Consider the following 16,124-nt stretch of genomic DNA (forward strand, 5'->3'; position numbering starts at 1 on the left):
CACTTATGTTCTCTGTCACTGTCAGCAGCACAGTATCGATTTCGGTGGCGGGCCTCCAAGTTCGAAAGAGGCAAGGTGGTGTTGTTCCAAGGGCGGTTGGCATGGTGGAGGCGCCGGGTGATCCTGCCCCGTCGGATTCCACTCCTCACTAGGCTCGGATGAATCGACACGGGAGAATCCTGATGGTCCACGGCCACTGTGACCGAGCGTTCGATACGGTTCGTGAGGCATTCGCCGCCAATTTCGCGGAGCGCGCGGAGACCGGAGCGGCGCTCAGCGTCTACGCAGACGGACGCAAGGTCGTGGATCTGTGGGGTGGGGATGCCGGCCCCGGACGACCGTGGGAGCAGGACACCATCACCCCGGTGTGGTCGGCGACCAAAGGGATCACGGCGCTGGTCGTGCAGCGTCTCGTCGATACCGGGCGACTCGGACTCGACACACCCGTGGCGCACTGGTGGCCGGAGTTCGCCCAAGGCGGCAAGGAGAAGATCACGGTCGCCGATGTGCTCACCCACGGCGCCCGTCTGCCCTATCCGCCGGGCTACGCCGAGATCGTCACGGCTGACGGGCCCGAGGGGTGGGACCGTGTCGAGGACCTCACTCGGCTACTCGAGCAGGCCGAGCCCATCTGGCCGGAGGGTACCCATGGCTACCACTCCGTGACCTTCGGGCTCCTTCTCAACGGTGTCGTGCGCCGGGCGACCGGCAGCAGCATCGGAGCGTTGCTCCGCGACGAGATCGCCGGGCCGCTCGGGATCGAGGCCGCCTGGATCGGACAGCCCGCAGAGGTCGAGGACAGGGTGGCACATCTCGAACTCACCATCCCTCCGCCGCCCACCGATGATCCCGAGATCCTGGCGTTCATGGCCCACGCCATGAGCTCGGAGGGATCCATCGGCCGTTCGCTCTTCGTCGGACCGTCGGGGGCGATGAACTTCACCGCGGTAGGGAACGATCCCCGGTTCCGGGCCGTGGAGCACCCTGCGGCCAACGGTGTCGTCGATGCACGATCCCTGGCCCGGGTGTACGCCGCACTCGCGGGCGGCGGGGAACTCGACGGTGTTCGCGTAGTGTCCGAGGAGTCCATCGCCCGGCACAGTGCCGAGCAATGGCACGGCAACGATGCCACGCTGATGGCCGAGAAGCGATACGCCCTCGGCTACATGCTGCCAGGTACCCCCACCGAGCGATACGGCCCTGCCGACAAGGCATTCGGGCACCCGGGGATGGGGGGTTCGCTCGGTTTCGCCGACCCCGGGATCGGATTCGGATATGTCACCCGGCACATGGTGTTCGAGATCACAGTGGACCCGCGTGTCGACGCGGTGGCCGACGCCGTGTATGCGAGCCTCTGAGGTGTGACCTTCGGCCTGGCGCCGCCTCGCGCCGTTGGCCGACGGAGGGCTTCGTTCGGGATCCGGGTGTTGGGACGGTGTGCCGCCGGGGCGAGTGACGGCGCTCAGGGCGGTGTGCCGCTGGTCGTGTAGGTGTGGCCGAGCTTGGTGGTCCATCGGTGGTCGCCGCCGGGGAGGGGCTGGTGGGTCCATCCGGCGTCGTGTCGGATGCGGTGGTCGTGGCGGCAGAGGGGTGCGAGGTTCGTGACGGTGGTGGGACCGCCGTCGCCATACGGTGTGCCATGGTCGAGGTCGCAGCTTGCCGCGGGCATGCGGCATCCGGGGAAGACACAGGTCGGGTTGCGGGTCTCGACGTGTCTGCGCTGGCCTGTGGTGGGTCGCCGCCGCGTGGTGCCGTGGTAGGCCGGTTGTCCGGTATCGGGGTCGGTGACGGTGAAGCGCCATTGGCCGGTTTGGTTTTGTTCGGTGACCTGTCGGGCGATGTCGGCGATGACGGGTCCGTAGCCGGCCAACTCGCCGGGATGATCGCTGAGAGTCGCCAGAGTTTCGAGGTCGACGCGGATCTCGACGACACCTCTGGTCTTGGTGGCGTGGGTGGGCGTGCCGTCGAGCAGGTCCAGGAAGACGTCGGCGCGTAGTTGATCCATGGTGCGGGATTCGTCGGCCGTCTTGAGGCTGCGGGCGAGGTGGTCGATCTTCGCGGCCGCGGCGGTGACCCGATCCGGGGCGAGATCGAGGCCGAGGAGGTGGGCGGTTCCCGACTCGGTCGGTTCTGCGATGAGGCGCCGTTCACCGACCGCCCGTTGATACCGTTGTCGGGCATCGTCGGGGTCGACATCGATGCAGAGCCTACGGATCCGTGCTGCGAGCTGTCCGGATGTAAGGCGAGGCGCATCCCCCAACACGCGGTCGGTGACATCACGGGCAAGAGCGATCGGCAGATGTTCCGTCCCGTAGCTGATGGTCTTGGCGCGGCGCAGGTCGATGTCTCCGGCGGCCAACTCATCCCAGACTCGGGGGAGACGCCGTCTCAGGACGAAAGCGAAGGCAAGTTCCGAGTCGGCAGCCCGTCGGGTCAGCCGCAGCGCGACCCGAATCTCGGCCGCCGCGGACTCCACCGCCAATGCGTCGTCGGACTCGCCTGTCGCGTCGGCGACAGCAGCCATATCCTCATAGATTCGGGCCTGGTAATGCGACGCCATGCGTTGATGAGCCCGCAGTACCACGATGCGGTCATACCCGGACAGCTCCCCGACATCGATCGTCGTCAGGAACGCAGCCAACACGGGACCCGGCTCCAACTCATCGAGCCGGTCGGGGATCACTGCAGCCTCGCTATCGAACATATGTTCGATCATACAGGGTCCCACCGACAAGAACCACCCTCCAAGAACGACATATGTGCCGATCCGTTTTCGTGTGACGATTCGGCGTGTTCTGGCTCCTGGACTCGTGATCGAATGTGGGGAGTTGTAGAGCTTCTGAGGCTCTCAGGCCACAGATCGCCACGTCGATCGATCCGTCGTCCAGGAAATCGAGAGGCTCGGTGAAGTCATGCACCCGCAGCTCCACACGATCGGCATAGCTATCTCGTGCCAGCCGGATCATCTCCGTACTGGCATCGAAGCCGATGATCCGTTCGGCATCCTGCTCCAAGAGTCAATCGAAGTAGGCACCGGGACTGCAGCCGATGTCGAGCACGACCTTCCCCTTCACCGGAGGGAGCAGGGCTCAGCACAACGGACGCCAGGCTGTAGCGGAGGACTGCAAACGTGATCGACTGCAACGCTTCTTCGTCCAGGCCCCGACGGATCAGCACCCACGAGCTCCACAGGAACGTAACGGCAAGGGCGATTCCGATAGCGCCGAGATGTGACGGCCAAACCCGGGACGCCGTTGCGACACTCCAACTTCGCCAAGCGAATCTGGCGGCCGGCCGTCGAAGCGGCGGGCGTCCCACCAGGGCTGCGCATCCACGACTTGAGACATACCGCTGTCGCGTTGATGATCGCAGCAGGCGCTCATCCTGAGCACATCAAACGTCACCTCGGGCACAGCTCGATCACCGTCACCATGGACCTGTACGGTCACCTGTTCCCGTCAGAGGCGGACACCATCGCGGAGCGTCTCGATCAGATGCTGCGCGAGTCTCAGACGGACAAACGACGGACAAAACCGCTCGAACTGACGTCGTGGAGCGGCCATGAACCCCCTGGTCAGGCCCCTGACCAGGACGTATTCGGGTGGGCCCGGCAGGACTCGAACCTGCGACTAACGGATTATGAGTCCGCTGCTCTGACCAACTGAGCTACGGGCCCCTGTTTGATTGTATGGTGCACTCGAGCAACCTGAGCTCAGGAAAGGTTCAACTGCACCAGACACATTGTCGATAGCACGGTAACTGCATGTCGCCAGGGAAGGAACGAATGTGCAGGAGGTGGAACCCACACAGTCACCGGAGGCGCCCTCGGGGGAGGGACAGCTCACCTCGCGCCTCGAGGAGGCGGAGCGGGCCGACCGGGCCAAATCGCGATTCCTCGCGGATGTCAGTCATGAGATTCGCACGCAACTAGCCGGAATCATCGGGATGACTCAGCTCACGCTCGAGACAAAACTGACCCCGGAACAGCGTGAGTACCTCGGATTGTCGGCGTCATCCGCCAACGCCCTGCTGACTATCGTGAACGATCTGCTGGATCTGTCGAAGATCGAGGCGGGAAAACTCGAAATCGAGACGGAGCCATTCAGTCTGTCCGATCTTCTCAACGACATCACGGCCCTCTCCGCGGCGCAAGCCGAAGACCAAGGTATCGGTTTCCAACTCGGGGTGGGTGCGGACGTTCCGGATGTGATCAAGGGAGATCCCGGACGTATCCGCCAGATCCTGCTCAACCTGATCGGCAACGCGCTGAAGTTCACCCAGGATGGGGCCGTGTCGGTGTCGGTGGCAGCGGACGCCATCGCCGGCGCAGACCATGCTCTCCACGTGCAGGTAAGGGACAGCGGCCCCGGGATTCCTGCGGAACAGCTGAGTTCGATCTTCGAAGCGTATACGCAGGCCGACGGTGAGACGGCGATGCACGGCAACGGTACGGGCCTCGGGCTGGCGATCTGCCGCCAGCTCGTGGAACTCATGGGAGGCCGTATCTGGGCGGAAAGCAGCCTAGGACAGGGCTCGTCGTTCCATGTGATCGTGCCGATCGGCGTGTATGAAGGTGCGGCGCGCATCAGCGAGGAGGGACACTCCGAGCTGGAGGATCTGCCGGTGCTGGTGATCGCCAAGAACAGATTCGTGCGTGAAGGGTACGTCGATGCGATCGGTGCCATCGGGCTCACACCGGTCGGTGTGGAGAATGCAACAGAGGCCGTCGGGGCACTCGGGACGGCGGCTGCGACGGATCATCCCTTCGCTCTGGCCGTCGTGGCCTTGAACGGTGACTCGCTCGAGTTCGCAGCCCAACTGCGACAGCGAGCGGATCTGGAACAGATGCACATCGTCGTCGTCACCTCGGTCGGCCAGCGCGGCGATGCCGTACGGTGTCGCGACTTGAACATCGCGGGCTACTTGACGAGACCGTTGACCGACGACGTGGTGCAGGGAGCGATTCAGGCCGTATTGACCGGGCCATCCCCGGTCGACCTCTCGACGTTGGTCACCAAACACTGGCTTCGTGAGCGACGTCGTCATCTCAGCTTGTTGGTGGTCGACGACAGCCCGACACATCGCATGGTGGCCAAACGCATCCTCGAGCGTCGTGGTCATCATGTGGATGTCGTCGACTGCGGACTCGATGCACTCAAAGCCGTGGGTGAGCATCGCTTCGATGTGATCCTTCTGGATCTGTGGCTTCCCGACATCGGGGGTATGGAAGTTGCGGCCGAGATTCGCCGTGGCGAGTCCGCTCGAACGAGGGTCCCGATCATCGGCACGGCAGCCGAAGGTGTCGTGGACATGTCGAGCCGGGTACTGCGGGCAGGGATGGATGCGTTCGTGGCCAAGCCGTTCCAGGTCGTTGAGCTGTTGCGGACGATCGAGTCTGCGGTGGAGGATGAGGCTCAGACTACGGCAAGCTGACCACGATGAGTGCGATCAACTCGGCGGCGGGGCGCTCCTGCCTCCGCGGTGGCCGGCGGACTCGATAGGGCCGAATGGCCCTGGTCGCAACGGCCGGCATCTGATATTCAGTACCCACAGTTTGGCACCCCGAGAGGCAGCGGCGCGGAGACCGGATGCGCAATCCGATGCTTGGTCGGTCGGGGTGCCGCCTTGCGTCAGAAGCCGCGTTCGGCCGCACGGTCGAGGCACTCGACTACCTGCGCATCGGTCGTCTGACGAAAGTCCTCATACCACTGGCCGACCGCTCTGAACCATCGTGGGATTTCGAGGCACACGACCTCGTCGACTTCTCCCCTGACGTCATGGACCGTTTCAAGTGCACCGACCGGTACCGCGAGCACGATTCGCCCTGCGTCGCGGGCCCGCAGCACCCTCGCCGCGGCCTTGGCGGTGATACCGGTTGCGAGGCCGTCGTCGATCAGTAGGACCGTCTTTCCCGCAACCGGGAGCGGCGGGTTGCCACGGCGGTACCGTGCTTCTCGCCGTTGGAGTTCCGCCCGTTCCGACGTTCTGACCTTGTCGAGCTCGGCTTCGGTGATGCCGAGCATGCCGATGAGATCCCGGTTGAGGACCTCGATGCCATCTTCGCCGATCGCACCGACGCCCAGCTCGGGCTGACCCGGCGCACCGAGTTTGCGGACAACGATGACATCGAGCGGAGCTTCGAGTGCCGCCGACACTTCGGAGGCGACCACGACACCTCCTCTGGGGAGGCCGACGACCACCGTCTGGGGGCCGGCGAGGTTCATCAATTGCTCTGCGAGGCGGCGGCCTGCGTCATTGCGATCTCGAAAGATCATGCTCATAGCTTTCCCGCGTTCGAGGTGATGTGCAAGAACCATTTTGGCTCGTGAACCGTCTGTTAGCTTCCTCCCGAGAAGAAAGGGAACCATGTGCGTGCTGGTCTGTGAGGGACTCCGTAAGTGCTTCGATGGCCTCACTGCCGTCGACGGCGTGAGCTTTCAGGTCCCGCAGGGCGAAACCTACGGGCTGCTCGGTCCGAACGGTGCAGGAAAGACGACCACGATCTCGATGATTGCCGGGCTGCTCACGGCCGATGCCGGGTCGGTGACCGTTGCCGGGCAACCGGTGACGACACGAAGCGTCAACGCAAGGGCCGCCATCGGACTGGTTCCGCAAGACGTCGCGGTCTATCCGGATCTCACCGCCAGGGAGAACATCCGTTTCTTTGGGAGGCTGTACGGGCTGGGGTCGTCGCGGCTCGCGGCCAGAACTGATGAAGTACTGGAGATCATCGGCCTGGCGGACCGGGCCGACGACCGCGTCGAGCAGTACTCGGGAGGCATGAAACGGCGCCTGAACATCGGCATCGGCCTATTGCACGAGCCGCGACTCCTCATCCTCGATGAGCCCACCGTTGGCGTCGATCCACAGAGCCGCAATGCGATTCTCGAAAACGTCGAGCTTCTCGGCCGTGAGGGTATGGCGGTGATCTATACGACCCACTACATGGAGGAGGCGGAGCGCCTGTGCGATCGTGTGGGGATCATCGATGCAGGCAAGCTGGTCGCTGAAGGAACTCGACGTGAGCTGGTCGGCCTGATCGGTAGCAGCGATCGGGTTCGTTTGCGGGCCTCAGGGGATCTCGACGCCGCCATCGAACGGGTTCGTGGTATCGAAACGGTCCGGGGGGTGGGGCGTGTCGATGACGGCATCGAGATCATCGTCGAAGACGCGGGTGAGATCATCACCGAGGTCCTGTCGGTGGTGACCGGCGCGGGCGTGGCCGTGGCGACCGTCGAGTTCGACGAGCCGAACCTGGAAGACGTGTTCCTGCACCTCACCGGCAAGGCCTTGCGGGACTGATGCGCGACGCATTGCTCATCGCGGGCAAGGACCTTCGGAGGCGCCTGCGCGACCGTTCCGCGTACATCGTCGGGATCATCGCTCCACTAGGACTCGCAGCCATTTTCAGCTTCGTATTCAACCCGATTGCATCGACGCACTTCACCGCGACATTCGGTGTCGTGGACCAGGACGGAGGGGAGATTGCCGCCGCATTCACCGACCGGATGCTCGCCGGCTTTGCTGCTGAGCAGGAGGGAATCACGATCGTGCCGGTCGAGTCCGTCGACGAAGCGCGCCGGCGCGTGGAAGCCGGCAGCGGCTCCCTCTCCGACTCTGAAAATGGCATCAGCGCCGCCTTCGTGATTCCTGCCGGATTCTCCGCTGCGGTGCAGCGTGGCGAAGCCGCAACGCTCGAGGTCATCGGCAGCCCGGCCTCATCGACCAGCGCGGCGATCGCCGAGGCACTCGCGAGTCGTTTTGCAGACGAGGTGACCGCGGTCAACCTCGAAATGCGAACCTATCTGGCGTCCGGTGGATCGATCGGTCCGGATACGGTGGCCGAGGCGGTGGCATTCCCGGCTCCGGTCGTGGTCGGCAGCGTGTCGGTCCCCACCCGCCGGCTCGACAGCGCGACTTCGATGACCGTGGGGATGGCGGCGATGTTTCTGTTCTACGTCACACAGTTGGGTGTCTTGGGGTTGTTGGAGGAGCGCCGTGATGGAACACTCGACCGTCTGCTGGTCGCTCCGATCCGGAAAGGCTCCATTCTCGGCGGCAAGGCGATCGCGTCGTACGTTCTCGGGTTATTGAGTATGACCGTCCTCGTTGTCGCCTCGACCTACCTGCTTGGAGCGGACTGGGGGAACCCCGTCGGGGTGGCAATCCTCGTTCTCGCCGTGACCTTCTCGGCGGTCGGGATCATGGCCGTCGTGTCTGGCATCGCCAAGACCGACGAGCAGGCCAACACCTACACGGCGGTCGTCGCCATTGCTCTGGCCCTGCTCGGCGGGTCCTTCTTCCCGGTATCCCAGGTCGGAGGTTTCTTGACCGTCGCGAGTCGATTTACGCCACACGCGTGGTTCATCCAAGGGCTGGGTGACCTGGCCGCAGGGCACGTCACCGACGTGTTGCCGGCAGCGGGCATCTTGGTGGGGTTCGGCGTGGTGTCGGGTGCACTCGCATGGGCAGTGTTGCGCAAGGTCGTGGATCGATGAAAGCGTTGGTCATTGCCAGAATGAACGTGCTCCGCATGGTGCGGGACCGCAGCTCATTCTTCTTCGTCTTCGTTCTCCCGCTCCTGCTGATCCTGGTGCTCGGTGCCATGTTCGGTGGCAGCTTCTTGCCTCGTCTCGGAGTCGTCGGCGGCGATGACGGTCCACTGGCACGGTCGCTGGTCGCCGGCTTGGAGAGCCGGTCCACCATCCGGGTGCTGTCCTATCCGGATCTCGATCGGCTCCTCCTGGCTGTGGAGCGGGGAGAGGTGGAAGCCGGCTTCGAGATACCGAAGGGCTACGACGAGCGGGCCAAGGACGGCGTTGAACTCGGTTTCGTGGCACGATCCCTTCAAGACGAGGCGGCACTGCGAACCGTGGTCGAGAGCGTCGTTGCCGATGAGAACAGGGTGTTGCGTGCCGCCGGGTTCGTCGAATCTCATGGCCTGGCGGACTTCGACGATGCGCTTCCCGTCGCGAAAGCGCTGCAGACGAGCCTGGGAGGCATCTCCGTCGTCACGTCGTCGGTGGGAGAGTCGGTTTCGTTCACTCAGGGTGGACGCTTCGACCTCGGTGCGCAGTCCCAGTTGATCCTGTTCATGTTCCTCACATCCCTGGCCGGCTCCGCCGCACTGATTCAGTCGCGAACATGGGGTGTCAGTCGCCGAATGGTGGCGACCCCAACACCGATACGAACGATTGTGGCCGGGGAAGCCATGGGGAGGTTCGGGGTCGCCATGGTGCAGGGCCTGTTCATCGTTCTCGGCACGTGGGTGGTGTTCGGCGTCGATTGGGGAGACCCGCTGGGGACCGGCGCGGTGCTCGTCATGTTCTCACTCGTGGGCGCCGGTGCGGCGATGCTGGTGGGGTCGCTGTTTCGCAACGATGCGCAGGCCGGTGGAATCGGCGTGTTACTCGGGCTCGGGCTTGGGGCGCTGGGAGGATGCATGGTTCCCTTGCAGGTGTTCCAGATGTTCTCGCCGGGTCTATTCACGGTGGCCCACATCACCCCGCACGCGTGGGCCCTGGAGGCATTCATCGAGATGGTGCTGCGGGGCGGAGGGCTCGTCGATATCCTCCCTGAGCTGGCGATTCTCGGCGGATACGCCGTGGTGCTTCTCGCTCTGGCCTCTTGGGCACTGCACCGGTCGTTGACGCGACCGTGAGCCGGAAGTGGCGCTGAAGTCCGCCGCTCGCTCAGCCGTCGACTACGTCCTCGTCGAGGACGATGTGCGCCAGGTTGGCCAACGACAGCGATCCGGTTCGGTAGTACGACGAGTGGGCGCTCCACACCGGCCTGGTACCGGTAGCGAATGTCCTGGCGCCGAACATCGGGCTGTGCGGGTCGGCACCGAACACCAGATCCGTTGAACACGGAGGCAAAGGATCCATGCAGTCCGGGCGAGCCAGTCGGATCGGATCGAGCGGTGCGAGGCCGGACCACACTGTGGTGGATGAAGGAAGACCCAGGTCGGCGGCGTTGTCTGTCCCGACCCCCGGACTCCCGATGAATACCAGTTCGTCCGGAGCGAGCACACCTTCTTGCGCAGCGATCCCTGCGACGAGTGATCCATAGGAGTGTGCGATGACCGTCGTGTGGGCCGGACCGAACTGCTTCATGAAATCTCCGAGGGCGCCGGCGCCCTGACGAGCAGGTTCACGTGAGATCGCGCCCACGATGGTGTCCGGAGGGTCGTAGCCGAGCCAGGTCACGACTGCCGTGTCCGTACCGCCGAGACGCTGTGCAAGATTGAGTGCATCGGAGCGCAAGGCGCGCTCGTACGACGAGAGGTCGTTTCCCACGCCCGGGACGAGGACGACGACATGGCGAGCCGTGTCCAGGTCACCGATGACTTCGGCGATGCGTCCATCTCCGGAAGGATCGAAGAGCAGCAGATCCCGGTCTGCCCACGCGTATCGATCGGCGACGGCACGATCGAGTCGGGCAATCGCCCAGGTCAAGCTCGCTCGGAGGCCTCGCAGCGGCTCGCCCGGCAGCCACGGAAGGAATCGGTTCAGGAGATCGAGATTCATCGAAAGAAAGGCTCGCTTCTCCTCGAGCCTCGTGAGGTCCGCGAGCACGAGGTCCCTGGGTGAGGCCGGTCCCGAGATCGTCGGTCCTCGAATCTCGGGGAGGGGGCACGCGTTGCTCGTGTCCACGGCATCGGCCCGTGCGCGCAATCTGGCGGCTTCTTCGACCCACCAACCCGTGGACGCTCGGGCTCTGGCGGCCGTCGCTGTCGAACCCCCGGCAGTGCGCAGCAGAGTGAAGGCGGCAACCATCTGCGTGGAGAGTTCTCTTTCCAGGGCCTCCATGTGTGCCGCAGTGCGACGTGCAACATCCGGGTCGATGAGACGAACCATTCGCGGCGAGGGTACGGCGTCGGAGCGTCGGTGAGAAGGGGGTGCCCACCGATCTACGCACCGGCATCACTCGACGAGCGAAGCGAGCCTGCTAGAACCCTGCTCGCCGACCCGTGGCGAGGGCGGCGATGGAATCGATCTTTGTCAGCGCATCGTGGATCTCTGAAGCGAAGGCTCGGCGCTTCGCTCCACAGTCAGGATCGTCGATATCGAGCAGATCCCTGTTCGCGGCGAGTTTGAATGCCGAAGTGAAGAGCACCTGTGAGATGGACTCGTCGGTGTGGATGCGCTGCTGCAACCGATACTGTTTTCCGAGTGCCAGACACTCTCCCATGAACTTCTTCTCGTTGATCTCGACATACGGCGAGTGCAGAACGAGTGCGTCGGCCACGACCTGATATGCCTCGAGATAGGGCCGAAGAACCCAGTAGCTGGTGAGCGGCCGCAGGTCGCGGAGCAAGGCGCGGATCTCGTCTGCTCCCAGAAGAACTCGCTTGGGCCAGCGAGGATCCTGGTGGAGCAGTTCGTTCCAGACTTGCTGACGGAACTCGTCCTTGTCTGCAAAGAAGAACTCGAACTTCAACAGATCTCTGAGTCGCATGACCTCATCCCAGAAGGCCTCCGGACCGGCCACTGCTGCGTTCGCGGCGGTGAGGAGTGCCAGCTCGGTGATTGCAGCATTGACGAAGAAGTGAACGATCGTGTTGCGGTAGTAGGCAGCGCTGAGGCGTTGCTCGGCACCGATCATGTACACGGTCTCGGGTCCGGCGTCGAACGTGGCAACGATGCCCTCGTCGTCGAGACGTTGCAGGATCGACTCGATCTGTTTGGCGTTCTTGCTGTCCACGCGTTCGGTGAGCGGGATGTTTCGTGAACGAATGTATGTGCACAGCTCCGAGACTTCTTCCTGGATCTGATCCAAGGTGAATGCACGATCCTCTGCGGTCAGGAGGGCGATCGTGAGCAGCGCGGTCGGTGTGACCGGTGTTACATCGTTGATTCGCGTCGATACCTCGAACGCGACCTTCTGAACGTCGATAGGCTCGATCGCCGTCCCTTGCTCGAGATAGGTGGACAGAGCGAGGGGTTCGCCGAAACGCAAGTGGATATTGCCGTACCGTCGGCCCAACGAGCGGACGGTACGGATCAGCCATCCGAAGCTCTCGCGCTCTTTGCGTTCGCCGCGTTGCTCCGCGGCGTACGCGTCCACGTCCTGGATGTGGTCGTAGGTGATCGAAAGGGGGATGAGGTAGACGTCTTCGCTCTTGCCTCTTGCGAAGGCATCGGCGACATAGGTCAACAATCCGTACCGAGGCGGGAGCAGTTTCCCGGATCGGGAACGGCCCCCTTCGAGATACCACTCGAGTGGGAAGCGCTTCTCGATGAGGTAGTCCAGGTAGCTCTGCAGGACGTACTTGTAGAGGGTGTTCTTCTTGAACGAGCGGCGAATGAAGAACACGCCGGTTCGCCTGATGACCGGCCCGATCGGGAAGAAGTTCATGTTGATGCCGCCCGCCGTGTGATTGGGCGGCGCGTCGTTCTCCCACAGAACGTATTGCAGCGCCAGGTGGTCGAGGTTGGACTTGTGTGACGGGAGAAAGACGAGGGGATACCGCTGGCCGAGCGACAGGACGTTCGCGAGATCTTCCCGTGAGTACAGGATCGCCCGATAGCCCCGACGGTACAGCCACCGGATCGCGTTGGCGACGAGGTCGATGAGGTATGGGCTGTGGGAAGCAGCGATCTCTTTGAGGTACCTCGATGCTCTGGTCATCGCGGCATTGGGCGATCGGTTCTCGGCCTCGGCAATGGCGTGGACCTGCGTGACGAATGATGGGGAGGCCAGGATGTCCCGGCGCACGAACCGAGGGACCTTGTAGCGGTTTCCGCGCAGGCGGCGTTCAGCCCGATCAAGAGCCAGCGAGGCCCGGCGATGCACGAAGGTGACGAAGTCGCCTTCGGCGCCTGCGGCCCCGCGTTGGAGTGAGGAGGTCGTCGCCGGCTCGCCGACGATCACCCAGCAACGGTCGAGGTTGCGTCGGACGATGGCGAGCTGACGCAGCGGGTCGGGGACACGGGGGTCCATGAGTCGGAACAGGTCGACAAACGAAACCGACCGTCGGCCGTGGTGGCGAGGCGCGAGCCATGCGATACGCAGCGGGACGAGAAGCGGATCGTCGGCAAGGAGCTCGTTGAGCCTGTCTCTGTCGGGATAGGACCACCGTGGCTTGCGAGACGGAGGGATGCGAACGGCATCGTACCGAACGCCCGGGACGCGGTTGCGGTCGATCCATCCGCGGAGAAGGCGCTCCTCGATGATGCTGGAGGCATCGATGAGGAACACGAGCGGACGACCGTTTCCTTCAGGCCAAAGTGTCTCCATCGAGCGGGAGTCTACGGATGTTCAGTCCACGAACATGGCTGAGCCCGCCTGCCCCTGCACAGTGTGCCTCTCAGGATCGAGCGACACCGGCAATGTCAGACGGAACACCGTGATTGCTTCTCGCCGTTCGTACGTGAGATCGCCGTTCATGAGGCGTGCCAGCTGTAGCGCCACGGCGAGCCCGAGCCCGACGGACTCGGTGAGCCCGATGGTGTGGTGTGCGGTTTCGTATGGGAGAAAGATGCGAGCGGCGTCGTCGCTTGGGATTCCCGGTCCGTCGTCGCTCACCTCGATCGAGATCTCGTCGACGCTTTGTCTTGCGGCGAGAGCGACATGGTCGCCTCCGTAGCGTCTCGCATTCGTCAGCAGGTTGCGGATGATCTGCCGCAGCCGTGTGGAGTCCGCCGTTGCCATCAGTGCCTGTTTCGGAAGTGCAAGTTTGTCGGGCGGATGGCTGGCTGCCACCTCACGGATGACGGTGCGGACGTCGAGTTGTTCCGCATGCAGTGTGATCGTTCCAATGTCTGCTCTGGCGGCGACGAGTAGGTCCTCTACGATGTGGCCGACGTCGGTCGCCTGTGTGGCAATCAGTCCGAGCATCTCGTGCATCTCCTGCATCTGAAAACGCGGCAGGTGGTCGCGCAGTTCGGCTGAGAGCCCGACCACGGTGGTCAGCGGCGTTCTGAGTTCGTGGCTGACCGAAGCCACAAAACGGTCTTTCGAATCGACGAGGTCTGCGAGACGGCGCTGCGTTTCCTTGAGGGGTGTGACGTCGGTGACCGAGACGACGACGCTGGAAAGATCGATTCGGCCGTTGATCCTTGGAGCCGACCAGTGGAGAATCCCTTCGATCGGGTTCCCTTTGAATGTGAGGCCCTTGACCTCCGTTGTCACGTGGTCCTTTCGTTCCCAGACGGCGATCAGCTGTTCGGTGAGGGAGTCCAGCGTCTCCTCGGAGATGCTGGCAGGCTGAAGGGGACCGACGAGCTGTGTCGCATCGCGAGCCTCCAGCAGATCGATACAGGCCTGGTTCACCTCGCGCACGGTGATGAGCCCGGTGGCCTCGCGGATCATGCTCGGGGTGAGGAAGCTCCTGAGGTCGGTGACGCCTTCTGAGCGGAGTCCGTCGAGCCACTTCTCGACATTCGAGAAGTCCTCTTCCCAAATCGAAATCGGAGCACGGTGCACGAGTGTGCGGTAGCGCTGATCCACTTTGAGCTTCGTGGTTCGTACCCAGGCTGCGAGGGAAGCTCCGATGAGGAAGATGATGGCGAGACTTATTCCATTCGCCAACGGTTCTGCAAGGTCACCGGTGTGGTGCCACGTGGTGTTTGCGATCACGATCAGTGAAGCGAAGGCGACCATGTACATCGCCCATCGCTGTGCCGACAGCATCACAGCGATCAAGCCAAGCACGATGATTCCGCCGAGCCCGAGTATCCGGTACTGAGTTCCTTCGGTCAGGCCGATGTCGACGGCAATCGCCGCCGCGGACGCCGTCATGATCCAGCCCGCAGGAACTTGCCTGCCCCGGAAGGTGACGAATGCCATGACCGCGACGAGCGACGGGGCGATGGCTGCAAGGGAGAACACAGGGTTGGCGAAGAAGATTGCCGCCGCGACCAACTGTACGGCCACGACGATCGCGGCCACTCCAAAAGCCCGGACCACCACCTGCTCGGGCAGGTCGGTGGTTCTCATGTTGAAAACTGCCATTTGTTTTGTGTCGGCTGCTGGAGGGCGTGAATTAAGCGCTACATTGCCGGCATGCGGGCAGTGATCCAACGCGTTCGAGAAGCCGAGGTGACGGTTAATGGTGCTCCGGTCGGCGCCATTGGTGTCGGGCTACTGGTGCTCGTGTGCATTTCCCATGGTGATGAACCCCAAGACGCAGAGGCGCTTGCCGACAAGATCGTGGGTCTTCGGATCTTCTGCGATGAGGACGACAAGATGAACCGTTCGGTGGCCGATGTCGGAGGGTCGGTACTCCTCGTCAGCCAGTTCACACTCTGTGCCAACGTGAGAAAGGGCCGGAGGCCCTCGTTCACCGACGCTGCTCCCGCCGATGTCGCGGCATCTCTCATAGGCACGGTGGCGAACTCTGTGGCGGCCCGTGGCGTTCGTGTGGCCTCAGGTGTATTCGGTGAGCGGATGCTCGTCTCGCTCGTGAATCAGGGGCCGGTCACCTTTGTCGTCGACGTGAGCGGCGGGAAGGTCCTTTGAACTCAATCCTGCAAGGCCGCTCGTTGCAGTAGATCCTCATAGACGGAGGGATGATCGGCAGTGATGATCGGGATCTCTCTCAACCGTGTCACTTCGAACCCGGGATTGGACAGCGCCATGCCGTCAGGGAGGACCACCGTCGGACTTCCGCCGACGGGGATTTCCCTCCCCTCTTCGATATCGGCGGTGATGGCGGCCCGGAACTTTCCGCTGTCGACGGCCGAGGCCAGGGCGTCATCGTCCAGCCCTTCGGTTTGTGCCACGGCCAGAAGCTCGCCGCGAATCCCGAGATTGCGCGAATGCAGGAAGAAAGCGCGTCGGATCGCAAGATCGAAGTGCTCGCCGATCTCTTGGCCGTACGAGTAACCCCACTTCTGAGCCTCCGAGGCCAAGACGGACGAGACGGGCAACGGGCCTTCGTAGAGGGTGAATGCACTCGGTTCGAACTGGGCAAGAGCGACAATCTCGGCACGCCTCCGGCTCGCGGCAGGTGGCCGATGTGTGATGTCGAGCGGCCATGCCCGAAAGTCGAATGAAACGGAATCGGCTTTGAGCTGGTCCCGCACTTTCCTCAAACGGAGACCGGCTATGTATGCCCAGGGGCAGAGCATGTCGCTCCAGACCGTGATTACTGCCATTCGAGTACTCCTTTCGGGTTT

The 16,124-nt window shown here is 63.3% G+C and carries 13 protein-coding genes, 1 tRNA gene and 1 pseudogene; 7 read left to right on the top strand and 8 right to left on the bottom strand.

Annotated elements, in window-relative coordinates:
- Positions 1 to 158 precede the first annotated feature (158 nt).
- Positions 159 to 1,358, top strand: coding sequence for a serine hydrolase (locus GWP04_01665; protein ID NIA24257.1), 1,200 nt, complete (start codon positions 159 to 161; stop codon positions 1,356 to 1,358).
- A gap of 104 nt (positions 1,359 to 1,462) precedes the next feature.
- Here GWP04_01665 and GWP04_01670 read toward each other — a convergent pair whose 3' ends face one another.
- Together GWP04_01670 and GWP04_01675 are read right to left on the bottom strand one after the other, a co-directional pair.
- The gene (locus GWP04_01670; GenBank protein ID NIA24258.1) at positions 1,463 to 2,704 is read right to left on the bottom strand and encodes a DUF222 domain-containing protein; all 1,242 of its coding nucleotides are present in this window, start codon (positions 2,702 to 2,704) and stop codon (positions 1,463 to 1,465) included.
- A complete protein-coding gene (locus GWP04_01675; GenBank protein NIA24259.1) occupies positions 2,694 to 3,014 on the bottom strand; it encodes a methyltransferase domain-containing protein in 321 nt (106 codons plus the stop codon). The genes GWP04_01670 and GWP04_01675 overlap by 11 nt, the downstream gene beginning before the upstream one ends.
- A 216-nt stretch (positions 3,015 to 3,230) precedes the next feature.
- Between GWP04_01675 and GWP04_01680 the strand changes: the two are divergent.
- Positions 3,231 to 3,455 (top strand): annotated as a pseudogene (locus GWP04_01680) (tyrosine-type recombinase/integrase).
- 147 nt (positions 3,456 to 3,602) lie between these two features.
- Here the strand turns inward: GWP04_01680 and GWP04_01685 are convergent.
- Positions 3,603 to 3,676 (bottom strand) — tRNA-Ile (locus GWP04_01685).
- Positions 3,677 to 3,786: 110 nt separating this feature from the next.
- On the opposite strand from GWP04_01685, the gene GWP04_01690 reads away from it, so the two are divergent.
- Positions 3,787 to 5,433: a response regulator gene (locus tag GWP04_01690; protein NIA24260.1), complete on the top strand. Its 1,647-nt coding sequence runs from the start codon at positions 3,787 to 3,789 to the stop codon at positions 5,431 to 5,433.
- 197 nt (positions 5,434 to 5,630) lie between these two features.
- On the opposite strand, the gene GWP04_01695 is transcribed toward GWP04_01690, so the two are convergent.
- Positions 5,631 to 6,275: a phosphoribosyltransferase gene (locus tag GWP04_01695; GenBank protein NIA24261.1), complete on the bottom strand. Its 645-nt coding sequence runs from the start codon at positions 6,273 to 6,275 to the stop codon at positions 5,631 to 5,633.
- A gap of 91 nt (positions 6,276 to 6,366) precedes the next feature.
- Between GWP04_01695 and GWP04_01700 the strand changes: the two genes are divergently transcribed.
- From GWP04_01700 to GWP04_01710, 3 genes are read left to right on the top strand one after another with little or no spacing between them, the layout of a single operon-like run.
- Positions 6,367 to 7,302 carry an ATP-binding cassette domain-containing protein gene (locus GWP04_01700; protein ID NIA24262.1) on the top strand — a complete coding sequence of 312 codons (936 nt, stop codon included), beginning with the start codon at positions 6,367 to 6,369 and terminating at the stop codon, positions 7,300 to 7,302.
- On the top strand, positions 7,302 to 8,498 hold the full coding sequence (locus GWP04_01705) for an ABC transporter permease (protein NIA24263.1): 1,197 nt from the start codon (positions 7,302 to 7,304) through the stop codon (positions 8,496 to 8,498). The genes GWP04_01700 and GWP04_01705 overlap by 1 nt, the downstream gene beginning before the upstream one ends.
- A complete protein-coding gene (locus GWP04_01710) occupies positions 8,495 to 9,661 on the top strand; it encodes an ABC transporter permease (protein ID NIA24264.1) in 1,167 nt (388 codons plus the stop codon). The genes GWP04_01705 and GWP04_01710 overlap by 4 nt, the downstream gene beginning before the upstream one ends.
- Before the next feature lie 31 nt (positions 9,662 to 9,692).
- Here the strand turns inward: GWP04_01710 and GWP04_01715 are convergent, their stop codons facing one another.
- The 3 genes from GWP04_01715 to GWP04_01725 all read right to left on the bottom strand — a co-directional run bounded on the left by GWP04_01715 (position 9,693) and on the right by GWP04_01725 (position 14,958).
- On the bottom strand, positions 9,693 to 10,859 hold the full coding sequence (locus tag GWP04_01715) for a hypothetical protein (protein ID NIA24265.1): 1,167 nt from the start codon (positions 10,857 to 10,859) through the stop codon (positions 9,693 to 9,695).
- A gap of 91 nt (positions 10,860 to 10,950) precedes the next feature.
- Positions 10,951 to 13,242: a glycerol-3-phosphate 1-O-acyltransferase gene (locus GWP04_01720; GenBank protein ID NIA24266.1), complete on the bottom strand. Its 2,292-nt coding sequence runs from the start codon at positions 13,240 to 13,242 to the stop codon at positions 10,951 to 10,953.
- A 21-nt stretch (positions 13,243 to 13,263) separates the two neighbouring features.
- Positions 13,264 to 14,958, bottom strand: coding sequence for a hypothetical protein (locus GWP04_01725; GenBank protein ID NIA24267.1), 1,695 nt, complete (start codon positions 14,956 to 14,958; stop codon positions 13,264 to 13,266).
- A 51-nt stretch (positions 14,959 to 15,009) separates the two neighbouring features.
- On the opposite strand from GWP04_01725, the gene GWP04_01730 reads away from it, so the two are divergent.
- Positions 15,010 to 15,465, top strand: a complete 456-nt coding sequence (locus GWP04_01730; GenBank protein ID NIA24268.1) for a D-tyrosyl-tRNA(Tyr) deacylase — start codon at positions 15,010 to 15,012, stop codon at positions 15,463 to 15,465.
- 2 nt (positions 15,466 to 15,467) lie between these two features.
- Here the strand turns inward: GWP04_01730 and GWP04_01735 are convergent, their stop codons facing one another.
- On the bottom strand, positions 15,468 to 16,103 hold the full coding sequence (locus tag GWP04_01735; protein NIA24269.1) for a hypothetical protein: 636 nt from the start codon (positions 16,101 to 16,103) through the stop codon (positions 15,468 to 15,470).
- Between the last annotated feature and the right edge of the window lie 21 nt (positions 16,104 to 16,124).

The sequence above is a fragment of the Gammaproteobacteria bacterium genome (assembly GCA_011682695.1).
GTDB lineage: Bacteria > Actinomycetota > Acidimicrobiia > Spongiisociales > UBA4744 > BMS3Bbin01.